Raw genomic sequence first — 20,548 nt, forward strand, 5'->3', positions numbered from 1 at the left:
CGTGTGATTCCAATCACAGTAGCGACATTTTTCCTTTCCTATACTTGAATTAAGAACAGTCAAACAAACGAGGGGGAAGGTCGCATGTTAAGTCCAAAAACCATCGAGATCATCAAATCTACCGTTCCAGTGCTGGAAGTGCACGGTACTGCTATCACAAAGCGTTTCTATCAAATGCTTTTTACGAAGCATCCAGAGCTGTTGAATATTTTTAACCACGCGAATCAAAAACAAGGAAGGCAGCAGCATGCGTTGGCAAACGCTGTCTACGCAGCGGCGAAGCATATCGATCAGCTGGAGACGATTCTACCTGTCGTCAAGCAGATCGGGCACAAGCACCGCAGTCTGGGAATCTTGCCTGAGCATTATCCGATTGTCGGGGAAAACCTGCTTGCAGCGATCAAGGATGTTTTAGGTGACGCAGCAACAGATGAGATTTTACAGGCATGGGCAGAAGCTTACGGGGTGATCGCGGACGCATTCATCAGTGTAGAGGCCGAAATGTACGAGAAAGCAGAGCGGCAGCAAGGCGGCTGGGCAGGCTTCCGAGCATTCCGTGTGGCGAAGAAAGAACAGGAAAGCGACGTGATCACTTCTTTTTATCTCGTTCCTCAAGACGGAAATGCGATTGCCGCTTATGAGCCGGGGCAGTATGTGAGTGTGAAGATGGAGATTCCGGGAGAGAAGAACGTTCATATTCGTCAGTACAGCTTGTCTGACTCTCCAGGGAAGCCATATTACCGGATTTCTGTAAAACGAGTGGACGAGGAAGAGGGTCGACCTGCCGGTAAAGTCTCGAACTATCTGCATGAACAGATCCAGGCAGACGATGTGCTGTGGCTTTCAGCCCCAGCTGGAGACTTTGTCCTCGACAGTGAAGAGACTCGTCCCATCGTATTTTTGAGTGGTGGAGTGGGGCAAACGCCTTTGATCAGTATGCTTCAGACCGTAGTGGAGAGACAGCCGAACAGGCCAGCCACTTTCATCCATGCTGCGCAGAACAGCCAGGTTCATGCGTTAAGAATGCAGGTAGAAGAGCTGGCTGGCAAGCACGGGCAGCTATCCGTCTACTGGTGCTACAGTCAGCCGACTGAGCGTGACGTAGAATCGAAGGCTTATCATAAAGCCGGTCATATCGAGCTTCCTTGGTTGAAAGAGATGCTTGCGACCCCGAATGCCAGCTTCTATGTTTGTGGTCCAGTAGATTTTATGAGAGCGATGAATACGCTTCTGAAGCAATGCGGGGTAGCCGATTCGGATATTCATGTTGAATTTTTCGGTCCGGCGGCCAGCTTGTAAGCTAGGAATTGAGATTTTTTTCAGTGGTGGCTTGTGCTCGCAGCAAGCGGTTGACAGTCTCTCTTCTGAGGCCGATGAATTGACCAATCTCGTCTTGGGTTAGCACGTCTGTCAAAGGAGTCGACGCTATATAGGCTTCGAACCAGTTCTGAAGCTTCCGCAGCTTTTCCGCGGGAGTGACCTGGGTGAGCTGGTCGATTCGCTGCTGCATCATGCGCAGCTTATCTTGCAGCTGCTTGGCTAGGGCAAGACATTTCTGCGGATGTTGCTGAAGCTCCTGGTACCATTCCCGTTCGGGCAACACCTCAATCTCGCAGGTAACAAGGGCTACTGCCGTTCCGTAGTACGGATTGGGACTGATGAGAGAGTGATGGGGTATGATCTCGTCAGGAACGATGATATTGACCAAGATCGTGCTTCCGTCTGCGTGGACACGCAGAATTTTCAGCAAGCCACTTTTCAGATGATAGAGCGGCCCGGATTCTCCCTGACGGAAAAGCGTTTCACCTTTATGTAAAATCATTGCGGCCTCCAAGAGTAGCGAGCCAAAAATGGATTCGCTCATATTTGTTCACACAGATTATAGCAGGAAAGGGATCATCCAAGTGGGATGGTCCCTTTCCAATTTTATACAGGATCTCCTGATAACATTCGGATAAATCGCTTCATTTACGAACCTTAAGGGTGTTTAAACAAAATACAAGGTATAAAACACGAATAATAATATGATTATCATTGAAGACGATCGTATATTGTGATAGTTTTAGTTGTATTCATTCGAAATGATCATCAAGATAAAGAAAAAGGAGTACGAGAGGAATGGAATGGAAAGATATTGTCGCGGCACTTTCCGTTGTGCTCAACGGTTTGCCGCAGGGCTTGCTTGCTCTGTCGCTCGGTTTTGCTTCCGTCCCGACAGCCTTGGCTTTTTTGGTAGGGGCTGCAGGGAATGCGATGACCGGGTCTGTGGCGGTTGTCTCCTATCAGGCTGAGACGATTGCTGTGGCCGGAGCGATGGGGAAAAACATGAGGGATCGGATTTCGATGGTCTTCCTCGGCGGAGCGATCATGACCGTCATCGGTTTGTTCGGTATGCTGGAGAAAATCGTGGAATTTATTGGCCCTGTTATTACCAATGGCATGATGGCCGGTGTGGGGATCATGCTGGCAAAAGTATCCTGGGACATGGCACGCAACAACATGTCTGTTGGTCTGACATCAATGGCGAGCGGTTTGCTTACCTATTTCATAACAAAAGATTTGGTCTACACGGTCACGATTTCTGTTGTACTGTCCAGCTTGGTATCCAGACTTCTGAAGCAAGACACAGCGATCAAGCCGTTGGAAAACGATCGCTTCAAGCTGCAAAAGCTATCCTTTAAAACAGCTATCTGGCGCGGTGCCATGGCGATGGTTTGTCTCAACATTGGTGCCAACATCGCGTTCGGTGAGATCAATGGGAAAATTGCCAATACCGATGTAAATATTGATACCCTGACAGTGATTAGCAGCGTGGCTGACATGGTATCTGCCCTGTTTGGTGGTGCCCCTGTAGAAGCGATTATTTCTGCTACATCAGGAGCGCCTAACCCGGTAGCATCCGGTGTGCTGATGATGATCATCATGGCTGCAATCCTGATCGCGGGACTGCTGCCCAAAATCGGCCGCTACATTCCAAGCGAGTCGATCGCTGGATTCTTGTTTGTACTGGGTGCGATCGTGACGGCTCCAGGCAATGCGATGGCGGCCCTGACTGGCACGGACCCTTCTTCCAGCCTCGTAGGCGGAATGACCATGGTAGTTACAGCAATTTCTGATCCGTTCTTCGGTATGCTGGCTGGTTTGTTGATGAGAGCGTTGATTAGCCTATTCGGCATGTAAGAGAAGAAAGTGGAGGGAGTCTCATGGAAAAGACCTATACATTGGAAGTAGCAGGTGTTACTCGTCAATTGCCGATCATTCAAATTGCGGAAGACCTCAGCATTGCAAGCTTTGTCATCCTGGGAGATACAGAACTGGTGACGGCGGCGGCCCCTCTGTTGGCGGACAAGCTTCCTGAGGTGGATGTATTGATTACGGCTGAAGCAAAGGGAATCCCGCTGATTCACGAGGTATCGCGTCTGTTACAGATGAAGAAATACTACGTCGCTCGTAAAAGCACCAAACCGTATATGGATTCTCCCTTGATCAACGAGGTAGTGTCCATCACCACACAGAAAACACAAATTCTCTGCCTGGATGGTGCCGACGCCAAGGAAATCGCAGGAAAACGCGTCGCTATTATTGATGATGTGATCAGTACCGGAAAATCTTTGCTCGCGATCGAAGAATTGGTCAACAAGGCTGGCGGTCATGTCGTAGCCAGAGCAGCGATTCTCGCAGAGGGTAATGCAGTCGAGCGAAAGGATATATTGTTCCTGCAGGAGCTGCCATTGTTTCCGCATGAAAGTAAATAGAAGAAGTAAGTAAGTGTAAGGACAGACCCCCCTTTCTAAGGAAAAGGGGGTTTTTGTATTGCTGTTTGGATTTTTCTGGTAGACAATGAAATGTCTACTTATGTGTTTCAACAAAGCGTCTTACTATGAGTAGAGGGAACGTGACAAAGGGACGGTTCGTTCTACTCATTCCAATCAAAAGGTTGAGAAATATGGATAAAATAAAAGTTCTCTATGTGGAAGACGATCCGGATTGGAGAGAAGGACTTCAAAGTTTTTTCTTCGGACACGAGAAGATAGAGTTATACGCTTGTGCATCTTCCATCGAAGAGTGCTTTGTCATGCTTCATACCAATCCAGCAGATATTGTCGTCATGGATAGTATGCTGAGTGACCACAAGGCTTCAGGGCTGGACGCAACACTGGATATTTCGGTTCAGTATCCCCATGTCAAAGTGATTATGTTGAGCTCACTGGAAGACGATGACGAGATTTTTTATGAAGCGTTTATGAATGGAGCCTATGATTATCTCTACAAGAATGAGTTCGAAAAGCTACCAGATGTGATTTGTGCGGCCATGCATAACCAAGGCTCCAAATATGGTGATCGGTTGAGAAGGATGGTCTATGAGAAAAAGAAAAGCCTGCTAAGCAACGGGGATCGTCAACTGCTTATCATGATTTGTGAGGGAAAGAACCAAACTCAAATATCGCAGGAGCTCCATGTCAGCTTGGCCGCAGTGAAAAAACATGTGGGCCGAATCATGAAAAAGTTCAATTGGGAGCAGTCTAGCATCGAATTGGCTGTAAAATGCCAAAAGTGGGGGCTGCTTGAGGTGGATAGTGACGAGAAAGAATGAATTTCGCTAGCGAACTGAAAAAGGCTTATGATAGAGAACCGTCTATTTTTCTTGCAATTGGCAAGAGTTTAGACGGTTTTTCCAATACGCGGCAATGGTAGACAAAAAACTGTCCACTTACCGCCGACAGGATCTGCATGATATCCTCGCTACAAAATGGGGTTGAGATGTTTACCGGGCCATTAGAGGGAGGAATTGTACAGATGAATCAAAGAACGAAGCAGTTCTGGATGCTGGCACTGGCGATCTTGTTAGGATGTGTTCAAGTGCTGCCCATTACAGGGGCTTTGGCTGCAGAAGGGGAAGGGAAAACTTACTATGTGAAGGCGGATGGGGGGGACGATGAAAAAAGCGGACTCTCCTGGGGCGATGCATTCGCCACTTTGCAAAAAGCGCTGGAATCGGCACAAAGAGGGGACCAAATCTGGATCGCAAATGGGACGTATTATCCGACGAAAGAATCCCTTCTTGGTGATACACGTACGAAAACATTTCAGATGGGGGTCGCGCCAACATTTTAACGAAAATATACGCTAAGGGAATTTTTGGGCATGAAAAGCAGGCTTTTCCTACTCTAAGCCAATGTCCGCTAAACATCATTAGTGGTCATCATGCAGCCATAAATCGGATTGATACGTCCGCTAAGGTCGTCAGGAACCAGGCAATTGGGTGTCCGCTAATGCTTACCGTATAAAACCGTCAAAATGTTGGCTCTACCCCTACCTGGATACAAGAAGACTTCACCATCCCTTGTAAAATTCGTACCTAAAAGGCCGTTTATTTTATCAAGATCCAATATTCCAACAACCTGTCGTTCGGTTGCATTTGGATTAACTTTATAATGATTCAACTGACCTCATCCCCCTAGTGCGTTGGTCGCAATTCTATTTTATCAAGTTCGTAAGTAATAATAGGAAAAGCGTCCGTTTTTTTTTTACAAGAGAACGAAATATTTTTTGTGGGGGAGAGGCCCGTATGGACAATTCCAAATCGGGCATACTGTTACCAAAGCGTGGAAGCTCTGGCCATCTTTCTTCAATACGCTCCCACGAAAATGCCGCGCGGCGTTGTTCCTTGGTTTGTACATAACCGGTAGCAAAGGGATTTAGCCTGGTAGAGACGTTTACCGGGCTATTCGTGTTGGGTCCCGATAACATACATTATGTAAAGTAACGTCCGAATCCTCATATTCGGGCGTTTTTCGCCATTTTCGCGGATTAGCGTTTTGGGGGCTGGAGAAAACGAGAGCAGAATGTCCTCCCATCGTGGACAAATCGCATTTTTCGTCCCAAAATAACGATCTCCCTCTAGCTTTGTTTTTCTCTATTTCTCGATTCAAACAAAGCGAGGTTTTCTTTGACTTGTTCATCACTTTCCAACAGCTTTTGTTCGATCATGGAAACAATCTCGTTTAAACCTTCTAACTTGTCCTCTGTAAACCCATTCTCAATGGCGAATTTCTCACCAGTTTCAACCATCGTTGCCTGGATTCCAAAACAAGGCTTCTCGTCGCTGAAATCAAATACTTCGATGGCCGCCTTACGATGATTAGCATGCCAATAAATAAATTCTTCTTTCTTCGCAATGGATCCACCGAAAATCTTTGTTTCAATCCCTTTGACTGCCATTAGATATCCCCCTCAATTAAATCCCAAGTGCTTGGAACTTTCGATTATCTTACAAAAACATGCACCTAGAGCGCGAACCTGATTTCGTTTTCGCCAAGCAAGGCGACCGCGATCCGCAACCAGCTCACCGATCTGTTAGTGAAATGGCACCGGCTCGTGCAAGCACTCCCCTACACTGGGGGATAGTCCCCCTGACTAAAAACGAACTGAGATTCTTACCGTTGTTAATCCGCGTTTTGCTGGTGATACCCCTCCTGGATCTAGGCCAAAACATCAAAAGACGAAAAAAGCCCCCCGCCCTAAAGGGAGCGCAGGGATGGGCAGTCGCCCACCCTGACGTTATAGCGTTGCGGATCGCCGCGCTCGTCAAGGTCAGGTCGTATTTTGCTCCGCAAAATCTCCACCTTCCCCTGTGACGGCAATTCGGAATCAGGACGTCACTTTTTACGCTTCTTTTTCATCGTAACCGCCCTGATCTCTTTCAGAGTTATCTTTCAACCGATAAGCAATCTCCTCTATAAATACCATCGCTTGACAAAGAAGGTCCATTGATGACGTCTCAATATATCTACATTTAGTCAGCCTAGCTCTTTGAATCGTTCCTTCTGATACGTAAGCCAGCTGCTCTTCCAGTTCCTTTGTATAATACATCTGATCCTTTAAATTCATTTTAAGAACATCAGTTGTTTCTTTTTGCTTTAAAACCAGTTCCTCAACACTTTCTCTAAAAGCCAATTCGCAGAGCCGTTCTGCTAGATTTTCAACCAAATCAAAATCAGAGCAATGTTTAAGTCTCGGGTTAGGTTCGAGATGCGGAAACTCCATATGATCCCCTCCATAAATTACTCAAGAGCATACTCTTTACGTAATGCATCCGGAAAGTGAGTATCTATGTAATCCCTGATGAACTGCTCTCGTTTATCTCGATCTTCTTCCTTTCGGAACCAACCAACCTTTTTCATACGATCCGCTTCTGATTTTGTAGCCCACATGGCGAGCGCCTCATTACGAAGTTGGATCTCAACCTTTCTTTGTGCCAGTATTGCGTCGATCCGTTCCGCGCGTTCTTCAGCTTTGCTTTTTGGTTGTGGAAGTGCCTGAAGAATTTGGGTAGTTTGTTTTGCCACCATCTGAACTACAGCGTTCTGGATCTCCTCGCTGAACATCTTGCGTACCGCGTACACATCAACCACTTGTGGCGGTGTTGTCCGGAGGAAACGGCCGTAACTCAAAGTGTTCTGGAAGCTCGCTGAAGATCGGATCAAGAGCCCACTTTTTCTCTCGTTTGTCTCGGATATATAAGCCGATCTGTAAATCAAGGCTGTTATAAACCTTCTTTCCATTGGCACGATTCACGTAGTGGATACGTCTTTCCTCCAGCTGCTTAAACCATCCATCAACAGTGTTTTGATGCTGTCCGATCTTCTTGGCAAAATCGTTTATCAAACAGTACTCGTCCATAGTAATTACCTCCCCCACATATGGACTCCAACCACAATAGAGCCACATAAACTCTTTTAGGCTCGACATATGGAGATCTCACTTGTAGGATACAACCACATTTGAACCACATTGAAAAGGTTCTACATGTAAAATATTTATCCTTTAAGTTCATTTACCAAAAATCTTGGTAGCAGTTTTGGGAATAGACCCGTCCATCGGCACGTCACCAGACCGCCTAGAAGGGGTGTATTTTGCGTTGTATAAAAGGTCTCTATACTCCCTCTAACTAGCAAAAAAACGCCTAGTTGCGTTTTTTCGGTCACTCGGAGCTTAGAGTACAAAATCCGCATGTTGTTGGACGTACCCCCTCTACGGGTGGACAGCGGTACGTCTGATTCCAGAAACCCAAACACGTTCAAAATCAAAACATGATCTTCCCCCTGAGGGGAAATGTTTTTTTAAGAGCTACCACGATCAGGATATAGCTGCCAAACTACTGATGCAGGCAAGCGATCCACGCTATAGCCATGTTCGATCAGCTCGAGTAACGCAGCAGACATAGCCTGGCGCACATAGGCCGTTAAATGAGCGATGCGCTCACGCTTAGTAGCGCGCAGACAAGTCATGAGCGTGCTCTTAAGAATAAGCCAGGTATGAGTCGCAGCATCCTGTGCGTAGGCAGGATCAGCAGAAGGTAGAGTCCAAACCGCCACAGTATCGCGGTAGAGATCCGTAAGGTAAAGAGGAAGAGACGAAGGGAAAGGCGCGTTAAGCAAAGCCAGCAATCCCACTAGATCAGCAGCAGAACCAGGCAACGTAACGAGCGCAGGCGCAGCCCCACCCACCACCTCACCTATTGTATTATCAATTTGGCTCTTTTCTTGGTTTGTATTTTTAGCAGCAGCAGCTTCCAAAATAAACGCCTCCTGCGCTTGCTCGACCAACGCAATAGCCGTCGATCCGTTACGTCCACGCTTTGATTCCACAACAATAGCACCCTCGTTTTGCATCTCAGCGAGGACGTTCTTCAAACTAGACACAGCACACCCTAACTTCCCAGCGATAGTCGCCAGAGAGCCAGAAAGCGTCCCATTTTCTTTTTGTAGCAAATCTAGTAGATCAGCCTTCCATTCGTACTTGTGGCTGTATTTGCGTTCCTCACGGCTCTTAGCAGGCGTGTAAAAGCGAACCACGTTGTACGTGAAGTCCATACCGGTAAGTTCACGTACTTCTTCAGCACCAGGGCCTTGCAAGTCTGCGCGGCGATAAGTCCGTTTCACGCGATAGACAACGTCCTTCAGCGTGAAGGGCTTTTTGCCGCCTTTCTCGCAGCACTCATGCCACCATTTTTCCATTTCAGCCATCGTCCGTTCTATTGGCCAGCCTGAAAATTTCATGGCCAAAATAAGCGTCAGGCAAGACGCTTCACGCTTCCCGTCCTCGGCATCCTGGTTGTACAAGCGAACGATCGCTGGATGATTCATAATGTCGTACTGCTCAAAATGAAGGCTTGTCCGATTCCAAACGAGGGGATGATTAATTTCACGCCAATCAATGAAAGTCTGGAAGTCATAGATCTGACTTGGTTCAAAATAAATCAGGTTTCTTTCTGTAGGTGTGCGGAAAATACGCTCTACTCCAATAGCGCGTAGATCGCCTTGTATGTCGCTGGCCATATGACGTTGAATCGCCCCAAACAGCACGCGTACTTTTGGCATAGCACGTACTGCTCGCGAGAGCATCCAGAGCGCTTGGAAGCCGCCAGAAAGCGTCTGGATCACGGCTGTAGGCATAGGCAAGCCAGCCACCTCGATACGATCAATGACGTCCGGCAGCTTGATTCCAGCTTGGTAAGCAAATTCATTTTTCACATCAATATCCAGGGCAAAAGCATGAATCCACCGAGCATTTGCTTCCTGTCTACTATCTGAGCGGTAAAACGAGTTAGGGGTGTTGTCATGACGGCAGAGGGGAGCTATTCCGTATACGTCAGACAGGGAGATGCCACACAAAGCGTCAGCGAGGCAGCGGAAGTACAGGTGCGTATCGATAAAACGGCTCCCGTGATTACGTTAAATGGCGATTTACAGATGAGCATACACAAAGGAGATCCTTTTATTGATCCAGGTGTACAGGTTTCTGATGCTCTTGATCCAAGTCCGATGCTTTCCAAGTCGGGTACAGTCGATATCAGCAGACTGGGAGACTATACCCTTTCTTATCAGGCAGTAGATCATGCAGGCAACCAGGCTAACCCTGTGACGCGAACCGTAAAAGTGGTTCGCGAAGGTGCACTGCTCGAACCGACGATTTCGCTCGACCCATCCGGTTGGACGAAGGGTGATGTAGAGGTAACGTTGAGCGGAGAAGCGGACGCATTACTGGAATACAGCCTGGATGGTCAGGTATGGTCGGCATACGTTAGTCCATTCAGCATTCATGACGAGAATCAAACGAAACTATACGCGAGGCAGACGGATGCTTTGCAAAATGTCAGCGAAATAGCAGAAGCCGAGGTGCGCATCGATAGAATCGCTCCAACCATCACCCTTCATGGAGCAGCTACAATGAACCTGTACCGGGGGAGTGTCTTCCAGGATCCTGGTGTGACGATTACTGACAATATCGCGACAGGCTTGACACCTGTTGTCACGGGGACTGTCGACACCAGCAAATTGGATACGTACACCCTCCAATATGACGCAAAGGACTGGGCAGGCAATCAGGCTGCTCCGGTGATCCGCAGAGTACGTGTAATGAACCGCCCTGTAACGCCGCTTCCTCCTGTTGTGGTTCCTGTCACATCCGTTACGCTCACACCGCCAGCCTTGACGCTCACCCTTGGAGGAGAGCCCGTGACTTTGCATGCGGCGATCACACCGTCCAACGCGACCAATCAGGCCGTGAGCTGGAGCAGTAGTGACACAGGCGTTGTGGTGATGGATGAAAATGGCAGCCTTATCGCGAAACAAACAGGGCGAGCCACGATCACGGTCACGACTCAAGATGGCAGCAAAACGGCGAGCAGCGAAGTCACAGTCGTGAAGGAGGGGGCAGAAAAGCTGCGGCTCGAAGTGTCTCCTGCTACCATCCGATTAAGCCCAGGTGAGAGCAAAGCCTTCAAGGTCTATGCGGTAGAAGGAAAAGGACGAAAAGACATCACGAAAAACAAGGATACCAGCTATGACCTCGAACAGGATCTGGTTACGGTGAAACAGGGACGGATTACTGCTGGCAAAAAAGCGGGGGAAGCTCAGGTTATTGTCCGTTATCGGGGATCAGAAGCTACAGTGACGGTCACAGTGGAGAAGAAGGAGGCGGATTCCCCAATCCTAGAAGCTTCTGAATCCATGCTCCTGATCAAACCAAGTCGAACCGCAAGCTTCAAGGTATATCTCATGGAAAATGGCAGGAGAAAGGACATTACGAAAGACAAAAACACTACGTACAGCATCGACAGCAAGCTGGCGAAGGTAACGGCTGGTCGTGTGACTTCAGCCAAAGCAGAAGGTGAAACGGACCTGATCGTACGCTATCAGGGAGAAGAGCTTACGATTCCTGTTGTCATCTCCGAAGTAACCGTCAAATCCTTGTCCGCATCGGCAAAACAGGTCGTACTGGAGATGGAAGAGGAGCAAACCCTGAGGATTCAAGCTGTTTTTAGCAATAAGCGAGAAGAAGACGTCACAGAACGGGTACGCTGGTCAACGAGTACACCAGACATTGTAGAGGTGGACAAAGAAGGCGTACTGGTTCCACTGAAAAAGGGAAGAGCAGTGCTGACAGCTAAGTACGGAGGCAAAACGGTGAAGGCCAGTGTCCTCGTGGTGGAAGAAAAGAAGCCGCAGCAACTGAGGGCGAATCGTGCCAGCCTGACTCTTCGGGCAGAGCAATCCGTTTCGACGATCATTACGGCGGTCTATGAAGGAAGCTACAAGGAAGACGTGACCGAGGAAGTGGAATGGAGTGTGGAAGACCCGGAGATCGTGCAAGTAGAGGATGGTGTGATCACGGGGGGCTCAGCAGGCACGACAACGATAAAGGCTTCTTACGCGGGAAAAGAAGTCAAGATTCGAATTACGGTACGAAAATAAGGTGAAAACTCCTGATCCTGTACTAAAAACCAGGGCCAGGAGTTTTTTTAATCGTTGACTCGATTTACCAGCTTGTCAGCATAAAAAATTCATCTCGTCTAGTTCTCAAAAAGAAAATAATAAACTAAAATAAAAGAATATAAAATGCAGATCAAAAACACCTTTGTTTCTATTTATAGTTGACAAACAATTTACAAAATAATATTATATTATATCGTTGTATATTCATACGAGAGATTGAATAAAACCACAGGGAGATGTCAGCATGTATACGATCCCAGGCCCGGCAAAGTATGTTCGTGAAGCAGGATTATTGGAAGAAGTCGGTTCCTATATAAAAGAGTTCGGCGACAGCGCCTTGTTTATCGGCGGCAAAAGGGCCTTGTCGGTTGTCGAGATGCAGGTCAAGAAGTCTCTGGATGCATACAAAATAGAGAATAAAGGTTTCGAGTGGTATGGTGGAGAGTGCTCTTGGACGCAGGTAGAGCGGCTAAGCCAGATCGTGCAGGATAAAAAGCCGCAAGTGATCGTAGCAGTAGGCGGAGGCAAGGCGATCGATACGGTCAAAGCCGTCGCTTTCGCTGAAAAGCTGCCCGTCCTCGCGATTCCGACGATTGCTGCCACTTGTGCTGCGGCGACACCGATTGCCATCATGTACGATGACGAAGGCACGTTTACCGAGATCAGCCATCGTTCCAAGGCCCCTAGCCTGGTCCTGGTAGATTCGGATGTGATCGCGAAAGCATCATATCGCTTTTTGGTCGCAGGGATTGGCGATACATTGGCCAAGTGGTTTGAGTCCTCTGCATCCGTGAAGAAGAGCCAATCCACTGCATTGAACAGAAGTGCCGTGAAGCTGGCCAATGAACTCTATCATCTCTTGTTGGAAAAAGGTCCATCAGCGATCGAGACGATCAAGCAGGGGAAAGTGGACCAGTCCGTCAACGATGTCATCGATAGCATTATCCTGATCAGCGGAAGTGTCAGCGGATACGGTGGAGATGATTGCCGGACGGCTGCAGCGCATGCGATCTATTCGGGATTGACGATCTTCCCGGAAGTGCATGACACGTATCACGGAGAGATTGTTGCCTTTGGCATCTTGTCTCAGCTGGTGCTCGAAGGCAAGAGTGAAGAAGAAATTCGCGAGCTGATCGCGTTCTATCAAAAAGTCGAGCTGCCGTATACGCTGGAAGACATGGCGATTAAAGACCTGTCCGCAGATGACTGGAAGCGTCTCGGTGACGTAACGGTCGATATCGAGGATATGGCGAACATGCCTTTCTCCGTTACACCTGACATGGTGATCCATGCGGTGCAGGGAGCCGACCAAATCGGAAGGAAGGTGAAGCAGCAATGAAACTGGACAATATGGTACGCAAGGTTTACCCAAACTTGATGCCTTACGTTTGTCAGCTGGCTGATCTGCCTGTAGAAGAGATGAAGCAGGCATTGGGCAAAGATCAGGTGTACAAGCTGAGCTTCAATGAAAATCCGCTCGGCCCTTCTCCAAAGGCTGTAGAAGCTATGCAAAAGGCTCTACTGCAGCTGAACCTGTATCCGAGCTCTAACGGTGAGGCAGTCCTAAACCGCATCGCGGAAAAGGAAGGAGTCCAACCTGATAACGTCATTTTGTCCAACGGTGCTGACGAGATGATCATCCTGGTCGCGCAAACCTTCCTGGAGCCAGAAGACGAAGTGATTATTCCAGTCGTCTCCTTCGTTCAGTACCTGGCTTCGACTCATCTGATGGGGGCAAAACCCGTATTTTCTCCCATGAAAGAAGATTTGGGCGTAGATTTGGATGCGATCCTTGATCTCATCACACCAGCTACCAAAACCATCTTCTTGTGCAATCCTAACAATCCTACGGGTACCGTGATCCCTGCGGATGAGCTTCGTGCTTTCCTGGCTCGTGTGCCAGAGCATGTGCTGGTAGTCATTGATGAGGCGTACCACGAGTATGCTGTTGATCCGGAATATCGCACTTCTGTAGAGTTCGTCAAACAGTTTAAGAATGTGTTTGTCATTCGCACGTTCTCCAAGATCTACTCTTTGGCAGCTGCACGGATCGGTTTTGGGATTGGACATGCCGATGTCGTCGATGCGATCAACCATGTCAGACCGCCTTTCAATGTGAACAGCATCGCTCAAGCTGGTGCTCTGGCGAGTCTGGATGACGAGCAGCATGTAGCCAAGTCGAGAAGTATCAATCAAGTCGGCAAAGAACTGATTGTGGAGTTGTTTGAAGAGCTGGGCATGAACTATCTGCCGAGCAACACCAACTTTGTTTGTGTAGACACAGGCAAAGACAGCAAATTCATGTTTGATCAATTGGCAGAGCGTGGCGTGGTCGTTCGCAACCTTTCCGGTTATGGGCTTACGACATCCTTGCGCATCTCCATCGGTCAGCCACATGAAATGCAGGCTTTTGTAGCAGCAATGAAAGACATTATAGAAACAGCTTAGGGGGAAGTACATTGAAGAAGTTCAAGTTTTTGATGCTATCTGCACTGCTTTGTATCGGTTTGGTAGGCTGTGGTTCTGGTAATGCGGGAACTGCACCAAGCCAGCCAGCAGAGGGTTCGAATCAGGCAGCACCAGCTGGTGATGCTGCGAAAACTCCGCTCAAGGTAACACTGCCAACCTGGACAGGCTATGGTCCGTTGTTCCTGGCAAAGGAAAAAGGATTCTTTGAAAAACACGGTGTGAATGTAGAATTGTCGACCATCGAAGGTCTGGCAGAGCGTAAAGCTGCGCTGGCTGGTGGTCAGGTAGATGGTATGGCGACAGCATTGGACGTTCAGGTAACGCTGGCTGCATCCGGTGTACCGATGCAAGTGGTATGGCTCCTGGATGACTCTTATGGCGGAGATGGAATCATTGCCAAGAAAGAGATCGCGTCTGCTGCTGATTTGAAAGGCAAGAAAGTTGCATTTGAACAGGGATCTACCAGCCACTTGCTGCTGCTGACTGCGCTGAAACAAGCCGGCTTGACGGATAAAGATGTAGAAATGGTGCAAATGTCTGCTGGGGATGCGGGTGCTGCTTTCGTAGCAGGTCAAGTAGATGCAGCGGTAACATGGGAACCTTGGCTGTCCAAGGCTTCACAAGCTGACGGTGGAATTCTGGTTACGACCAAAGACTTGCCTGGTATCATCGTGGACACGGTTGGTTTCCACAAGGATGTTGTAGAAAAACGCCCTGATGACGTAAAAGCTTTCGTAGCTGCTATGGCCGAAGCAATGGATTACTGGAAGCAAAACGGTGATGAGTCCAACGAGATCATGGCAAAAGGACTGAAAATTGATTTGGCAGAGTTCACTGGCACAGTTCCAGGCTTGAAATTCCTGCACAAGGAAGAGAACAAGGAGCTCTTTGGTACTGCTGACAAGCAAGGCCAAATTTATCAATCCACTCAAAATGCAATTGACTTCTATGTTGAACAAAAGCTGATCGATAATGCTCCTAAAGTGGAAGATGTACTGAATCCGACGTTTGTTGTTGGACTGTAGAGGAGTGCCCCATTAGGGCCTCCTTTTCTCATGTAACTACTATCCATGCAAAAAATGAGGGATGACAGATGTGGAAGAATGTCTTTACCCCGAAGAAGGAGATCGCCAAACCGTTGTACTCCGGGGCGGGGATTGCTACGTTTCTCTTGCTATTACTCGTCTGGTCTGTGCTTTCGTACGGTGGATTTGTGAACGCGCTGTTCCTGCCGGCACCTGATCAGGTTGTGAAAACAGGCGTTTCCATGTTTCAAAGCGGTGAAATCCTCGGTGATATCGGGATAAGCTTCTCCCGTGTCTTGTCTGGATTTGTCTTGGCTGCATTGATCGGTGTTCCGCTCGGGATGCTGATGGGAACACTGCGCATCATGGAAGGGGCGTTTGAACCGATCATCGGTTTTATTCGCTACATGCCTGCTTCCGCGTTTATTCCATTATTTATTTTGTGGATCGGGCTGGGCGAGGCTGAGAAGATGGCAGTTATTTTCTTCGGTACCTTTTTTCAGCTCACCCTGATGACGATGGACGTGACGAAAAACGTACAGAATGAACTGATCGAGGTATCCTACACTCTGGGTGCCAAGAAGCTGCAATTGTTCAGACGCGTGATCCTGCCTGCTTCGATGCCGGGCATCGTGGACACGCTGCGTATCACATTTGGCTGGGCGTGGACCTATCTGGTCGTAGCCGAGCTGGTAGGGGCATCAGAAGGATTGGGCTACATGATTATGCAGGCTTCCCGTTTCCTCAAGCCTGACAAGATTATCGTCGGTATCTTGATCATTGGTTTGTTGGGATTGATCATGGACATTATTTTCAAAGCCATTTATCGCGCATCTTTCTCCTGGATGAGAAAGGAAGGATCATAAGATGACAACGACGCCAAAACTCGTCATTGATAATGTAGGCAAGGTATTTTCGACCAAGAGCGGCAACGTGACCGCTTTGGACCAGACTTCCTTCAGTGTGCAGGAAGGCGAATTTGTCACCATTCTGGGGCCTTCGGGCTGCGGGAAGTCCACGATTCTGCGTGTAGTGGCAGGACTCGAAGAACCGACGTCCGGACACGTATATTTGGATGGCAAAGAAATTCATGGACCTGGACCTGATCGTGGCATGGTGTTTCAATCCTACACGCTGTATCCGTGGCTGACCGTGAAGGACAACATCACGTTTGGCCTGGATCTGAAAGGCGTACCGAAAAAGCAGCAGGACGAGATCGCCCAGCATTACCTCGATCTGATCGGACTGAAAGGCTTTGACAAGCATTACCCGATCCAATTGTCGGGTGGGATGAAGCAGCGTGTAGCCATTGCACGTGCGCTCGCCAACGAGCCGGAAATCCTGCTGATGGATGAGCCGTTTGGAGCCCTCGACGCGCAGACACGGGCAATCATGCAGGAGATTCTGCTGAAGGTGTGGGAGGAATCGAAGAAAACGATTCTCTTCATCACGCACGACGTGGAAGAATCGATATTCCTGGGCGACTCGATCTATGTGATGACAGCCAGACCTGGACGTCTGAAGAAGAATATCAAGGTGCCGCTGGCTCGTCCACGCGACTATCACAACAAGAGCAGCGAAGAGTTTTTAGCGCTTAAGCTCGAATTGCTGGATCTGATCCGCGAAGAGAGCCTGAAGGCGGTAAAACCGTAAGAGCAAAAAAGCTTCACTATCCTTTTCTTAAGATAGTGAAGCTTTTTGTATGAATTGGATGCTTTGCTCGATCTGCGGCTGGTAAGACTGGAGGCAAGAAGCAAGATCCTAGGGAAGAAACATGGCAATTTCTGCGTGGCCGGTCAGGCTGGAGCGTTTAACGGTTTCACATTTATTTAAAAGTATTTTTGATCTATGATGGGTTTTAGGTTTACCGTTAGAAACCAAAATATCAGAGAGGATGTGCGAGCCATACACCCTTTTTTCAAACAGACATTGCATCTATTGGACACGGAGCTGGAGCGTATCGAAAAGGCAGTGAATCGTCTGCCAGAAGAAATGATCTGGAGAAAGCTGAGAGGAAGTACGAATAGTATCGGCAACCTGATCCTGCACCTGGCAGGAAATGAGTATCAAAACATGGTGAGTGGGATCGGGAGGAAACCGTTTATACGTGAACGATCCGCTGAATTCTTGGCAGAGGGAGGTCATACGGCGGCAGGGTTGTTGGAATGGTTAAAAGAGGTTCGAGAGCAGACGAGAAGCGAGCTGCAAGGACTTACAGCAGAAGATTTTGAGAGGGAAGTACATATCTGTTATCCGCCGGATTCGGGCATCGCTTCCTACAGTCGACCACTCATGGAGCTGGTTTACCATACGACCGCTCATTATTCCTACCACACGGGTCAAATCGTCTATATGGCGAAGCTGTTGCAGGAAGGCGAGGAGAGATTACTCCAATGGAATCATTGACCTATTAACAATTTTGTCGAAAAATACGTGATTTTTTGTTATTATGATAAAAAAATAAAAAGGTGAGTACGTTACACCTAGGAGGTAGAGAGAAATGAAGAAATCAGTAAAGCTTGCTTTGAGCTCTTTCCTGGTTCTCGCTCTTGCACTTGCCGGCTGTGGCAAGACAGAGGGAGGTAGCTCGGCCGAACAGCCGCAACCAGAACAGGGACAAGCTGCAGAAGCAGTATCGTTGGAGATTGGGATGCTGAAGCTGACCAGCTCGGCTCCGTTGTTTATTGGTATTGAAAAAGGCTTTTTTCAAGAAGAAGGTATTGATGCCAAGGCCAAGTGGTTCGATGCGGCTCAGCCTATCGCTGTGGCTACTGCTGCAGGCAGCGTAGACGTGGGTGCTACAGGTATTACAGCGAGCTTGTACAACATGGTAGCAGGCGGACAAAAGCTTGTGATCGTAGCGGATAAAGGAAGAGAGCAGGCTGGCTATTCTTCTTCAGCTTTGTTGTACCCAAGCGATTCACCTCTTAAAAGCATTGAAGAGTTAAAGGGGAAAAAGCTGGGAATCACGCAAACCGGTTCTACCTATCACTATATGGCAGGTAAATTGCTGGAAAAACACGGTTTGACCTTGCAGGATATCGAACTGATCCCACTTAATAACATCAAGGGTTTGATGGAAGCATTGAAAAGCAAGCAAGTTGACGCCGTGCTGCTGAATGAGCCAAACATTTCGACTGTAGTAGAAGAAGGCTACGGCAAAGTGATTGCACAAGTAGGGGATGAAATGGAGTACCAGACTTCCGGTATCTTCTTCTCACCTAAATTTGCGGAAAACAAGGATGCGGCACAGCGTTTCCTCAAGGCGTATGCCAAAGCCACGCAATACTACTATGATGCAGTATTGAACAAAGTAGATGGCAAGATCGTTCCAGGTGAAAACTACGATGAAGTCGTCAACATCATCGCGAAGTATACAGACCAGGAAGCGGACATGATCAAAAAGGGAATGCCGTACATGGACCGCGATGGTAAACTGCTCGAGTCCGACATCAAGACTCAGGTGGAGTGGTATGCAAAAGAGAAGCTGATCGATAAAGTCATCGACACGTCTGAGATCGTGAACACGAAATTGCTGGAAGATGCATTGAAAAATTAGGGAAGTGACCGTATGAGAATCGTCATCGAGAATGTAGACAAGACGTTTGTGGACGCGAAAAAAAGAGAAGTGACGGCATTACAAAATATCAACTTTGCCATTGAGAAGCAAGAGTTTGTCGTCTTGGTGGGACCTAGCGGATGCGGAAAGTCTACCCTTTTGAACATCGTCGGTGGATTGATGTCGCCGAGCAACGGCTCTGTCTATTTCGAAGGGACGGGCAGCAAAAAGCCGAATCTGGGGATCGTTTTTCAGGAGATCGCTTTGTTTCCGTGGCGTACGGTGTATGAAAATGTGATTTACGGGCTGGAGGAAAGCGGAGCTAGCAAGCAGGAGCAGCAGGAAAAAGGCAAGCACTACATCGATATGGTCGGCTTGAGCGGCTTTGAAAATGCCTATCCCAAGCAGCTTTCAGGCGGGATGCGGCAGCGTGCCGGGATTGCCAGGGCCTTGGCGATCGAGCCTGATCTGCTGCTGATGGACGAGCCTTTTTCCGCGCTGGACGCTCAGACGCGGACGATCATGCAGGAAGAATTGCTCACGATTTGGGATCGGACGCGCTTGAGCACGCTCTATGTGACGCACAACATCCAGGAGGCTGTCTACCTGGCTGACCGTGTCATCGTTCTCTCGCGTCATCCTGGCCAGGTAAAAAGCATCATCCACATTGATTTGCCGAAAATCGGACGGGATAAAGACGAATACCGCATGCGCTTTGAGCAGTATGTCGATGAAATCTGGCAGCTCATTCGCCACGATGCCCAGGAAGCGTCGAGGGAGGGATAAGAAAATGCCAGAGCAAAAACAAATCATAACCAACCGTGTTGCTTTTTTGGAAACGAAAATCCCGAGCTATGCCGCTGTGCTGGGCATTACCGTACTTTTGGTGCTGTGGGAAATCGTATGTCGACTGAATATTGTACCTCCGCTGTTTTTGCCGGCACCGACCGCGATTCTGGCTGCGGGCTGGGAAATGCTCGTAAGCGGTGAATTGTACGAGGACCTGGTCGCCAGTCTCTACCGGATCGGTGGGGGATATGTCATCGGTGCGAGTGTAGGGATTCTTTTCGGACTGATTCTCGGCTTCTCCAGATGGACTGATGCCATCCTGACGCCGATCGTCTATTCGATCTATCCGATCCCGAAAATCGCTCTTCTGCCGCTGATTATCCTATGGCTGGGTATCGGTGAAATGCCGAAGATCGCGATCATTGCGCTGGGGGTATTCTTCCCGGTCGTAATCAATACGTTCTCTGGCGTGAAAAACGTAGACCCGATGCTGATCAAGGCGGCAGTGACGTTTGGCTCCAATCATTTCAACGTCATTCGCAAGGTTATCCTGCCAGCTTCCTTGCCGATGATCTTTGCCGGATTGAAGCTGTCAGCAGGGACTTCCCTGCTCCTCTTGGTCTCCGCCGAGATGATCGCCGCGCAACAGGGGATTGGCTCGATGGTGCTGCATTACGGAAACCTGATGATTACCACTAAGCTGATGGTCGGGGTACTGGTACTCTCTCTGCTCGGCTTGACGTTTAACCGTGTGCTCCAGTGGCTGGAGCGCAAGCTGGTTCCTTGGAAGTAAACGATCAATAGTAGCAACTGTAAGCGAGAAAAGAAGCCGAAGGTCGGGCTGATTTTCTCGCTTTTTTTGTACTATCGGAAAGTTTAAGTGCGCTAAAGCGCTAAAAAGATTAGCGGAAGATAGTATAAGTGCA

At 48.4% G+C, this 20,548-nt stretch carries 21 protein-coding genes; 15 read left to right on the forward strand and 6 right to left on the reverse strand.

Annotated elements, in window-relative coordinates; all coding sequences use genetic code 11:
- Positions 1–84 precede the first annotated feature (84 nt).
- Positions 85–1,299: an NO-inducible flavohemoprotein gene (gene hmpA / locus JZI27_RS20380; protein WP_280209013.1), complete on the forward strand. Its 1,215-nt coding sequence runs from the start codon at positions 85–87 to the stop codon at positions 1,297–1,299.
- A 1-nt stretch (position 1,300) separates the two neighbouring features.
- Here the strand turns inward: hmpA and JZI27_RS20385 are convergent, their stop codons facing one another.
- Complete coding sequence (locus JZI27_RS20385; protein ID WP_251242769.1) at positions 1,301–1,822, reverse strand: Crp/Fnr family transcriptional regulator; 522 nt, start codon at positions 1,820–1,822, stop codon at positions 1,301–1,303.
- Between the two features lie 296 nt (positions 1,823–2,118).
- On the opposite strand from JZI27_RS20385, the gene JZI27_RS20390 reads away from it, so the two are divergent.
- The 4 genes from JZI27_RS20390 (at position 2,119) to JZI27_RS20405 (ending at position 5,115) form a co-directional block, all read left to right on the forward strand.
- Entirely contained in the window at positions 2,119–3,180 is a 1,062-nt protein-coding gene (locus JZI27_RS20390) for a SulP family inorganic anion transporter (protein WP_251242768.1), read from the forward strand.
- 23 nt (positions 3,181–3,203) lie between these two features.
- Positions 3,204–3,755: a phosphoribosyltransferase family protein gene (locus JZI27_RS20395; RefSeq protein ID WP_280209015.1), complete on the forward strand. Its 552-nt coding sequence runs from the start codon at positions 3,204–3,206 to the stop codon at positions 3,753–3,755.
- A 191-nt stretch (positions 3,756–3,946) separates the two neighbouring features.
- Positions 3,947–4,594 (forward strand): response regulator transcription factor, encoded by a 648-nt coding sequence (locus tag JZI27_RS20400; RefSeq protein WP_280209017.1) that lies wholly within the window; start codon positions 3,947–3,949, stop codon positions 4,592–4,594.
- 203 nt (positions 4,595–4,797) lie between these two features.
- A complete protein-coding gene (locus JZI27_RS20405) occupies positions 4,798–5,115 on the forward strand; it encodes a hypothetical protein (protein WP_280209019.1) in 318 nt (105 codons plus the stop codon).
- A gap of 786 nt (positions 5,116–5,901) precedes the next feature.
- Here the strand turns inward: JZI27_RS20405 and JZI27_RS20410 are convergent.
- The 5 genes from JZI27_RS20410 to JZI27_RS20430 all read right to left on the reverse strand — a co-directional run bounded on the left by JZI27_RS20410 (position 5,902) and on the right by JZI27_RS20430 (position 9,464).
- Entirely contained in the window at positions 5,902–6,222 is a 321-nt protein-coding gene (locus tag JZI27_RS20410) for a hypothetical protein (RefSeq protein ID WP_280209020.1), read from the reverse strand.
- A 444-nt stretch (positions 6,223–6,666) separates the two neighbouring features.
- Positions 6,667–7,047 (reverse strand): hypothetical protein, encoded by a 381-nt coding sequence (locus tag JZI27_RS20415; RefSeq protein WP_280209022.1) that lies wholly within the window; start codon positions 7,045–7,047, stop codon positions 6,667–6,669.
- A gap of 17 nt (positions 7,048–7,064) precedes the next feature.
- Complete coding sequence (locus JZI27_RS20420; RefSeq protein WP_280209023.1) at positions 7,065–7,406, reverse strand: hypothetical protein; 342 nt, start codon at positions 7,404–7,406, stop codon at positions 7,065–7,067.
- A 1-nt stretch (position 7,407) separates the two neighbouring features.
- On the reverse strand, positions 7,408–7,683 hold the full coding sequence (locus tag JZI27_RS20425) for a hypothetical protein (protein WP_280209024.1): 276 nt from the start codon (positions 7,681–7,683) through the stop codon (positions 7,408–7,410).
- A 440-nt stretch (positions 7,684–8,123) separates the two neighbouring features.
- Positions 8,124–9,464, reverse strand: coding sequence for a hypothetical protein (locus JZI27_RS20430; protein WP_280209025.1), 1,341 nt, complete (start codon positions 9,462–9,464; stop codon positions 8,124–8,126).
- 159 nt (positions 9,465–9,623) lie between these two features.
- Here JZI27_RS20430 and JZI27_RS20435 point away from each other — a divergent pair, with 159 nt between their 5' ends.
- The 10 genes from JZI27_RS20435 (at position 9,624) to JZI27_RS20480 (ending at position 20,415) form a co-directional block, all read left to right on the forward strand.
- Complete coding sequence (locus tag JZI27_RS20435) at positions 9,624–11,759, forward strand: immunoglobulin-like domain-containing protein (protein ID WP_280209026.1); 2,136 nt, start codon at positions 9,624–9,626, stop codon at positions 11,757–11,759.
- Between the two features lie 265 nt (positions 11,760–12,024).
- Positions 12,025–13,119 carry an iron-containing alcohol dehydrogenase family protein gene (locus JZI27_RS20440; RefSeq protein WP_280209027.1) on the forward strand — a complete coding sequence of 365 codons (1,095 nt, stop codon included), beginning with the start codon at positions 12,025–12,027 and terminating at the stop codon, positions 13,117–13,119.
- On the forward strand, positions 13,116–14,228 hold the full coding sequence (gene hisC / locus JZI27_RS20445; protein ID WP_280209028.1) for a histidinol-phosphate transaminase: 1,113 nt from the start codon (positions 13,116–13,118) through the stop codon (positions 14,226–14,228). Before JZI27_RS20440 ends, hisC begins: the two co-directional genes overlap by 4 nt.
- 11 nt (positions 14,229–14,239) lie before the next feature.
- On the forward strand, positions 14,240–15,274 hold the full coding sequence (locus JZI27_RS20450) for an ABC transporter substrate-binding protein (RefSeq protein ID WP_280209029.1): 1,035 nt from the start codon (positions 14,240–14,242) through the stop codon (positions 15,272–15,274).
- Positions 15,275–15,342: 68 nt separating this feature from the next.
- Positions 15,343–16,140 carry an ABC transporter permease gene (locus JZI27_RS20455; RefSeq protein WP_122908094.1) on the forward strand — a complete coding sequence of 266 codons (798 nt, stop codon included), beginning with the start codon at positions 15,343–15,345 and terminating at the stop codon, positions 16,138–16,140.
- Position 16,141: 1 nt separating this feature from the next.
- On the forward strand, positions 16,142–16,927 hold the full coding sequence (locus JZI27_RS20460; protein ID WP_122908093.1) for an ABC transporter ATP-binding protein: 786 nt from the start codon (positions 16,142–16,144) through the stop codon (positions 16,925–16,927).
- A gap of 243 nt (positions 16,928–17,170) precedes the next feature.
- The gene (locus tag JZI27_RS20465; protein ID WP_280209032.1) at positions 17,171–17,680 is read left to right on the forward strand and encodes a DinB family protein; all 510 of its coding nucleotides are present in this window, start codon (positions 17,171–17,173) and stop codon (positions 17,678–17,680) included.
- Between the two features lie 94 nt (positions 17,681–17,774).
- Complete coding sequence (locus JZI27_RS20470) at positions 17,775–18,833, forward strand: ABC transporter substrate-binding protein (RefSeq protein WP_280209034.1); 1,059 nt, start codon at positions 17,775–17,777, stop codon at positions 18,831–18,833.
- Between the two features lie 12 nt (positions 18,834–18,845).
- Positions 18,846–19,619 (forward strand): ABC transporter ATP-binding protein, encoded by a 774-nt coding sequence (locus JZI27_RS20475; RefSeq protein ID WP_122908090.1) that lies wholly within the window; start codon positions 18,846–18,848, stop codon positions 19,617–19,619.
- Between the two features lie 4 nt (positions 19,620–19,623).
- On the forward strand, positions 19,624–20,415 hold the full coding sequence (locus tag JZI27_RS20480; protein WP_122908089.1) for an ABC transporter permease: 792 nt from the start codon (positions 19,624–19,626) through the stop codon (positions 20,413–20,415).
- The last annotated feature ends 133 nt before the right edge of the window (positions 20,416–20,548 follow it).

The organism is Brevibacillus sp. AY1 (assembly GCF_029870785.1).
GTDB lineage: Bacteria > Bacillota > Bacilli > Brevibacillales > Brevibacillaceae > Brevibacillus > Brevibacillus invocatus.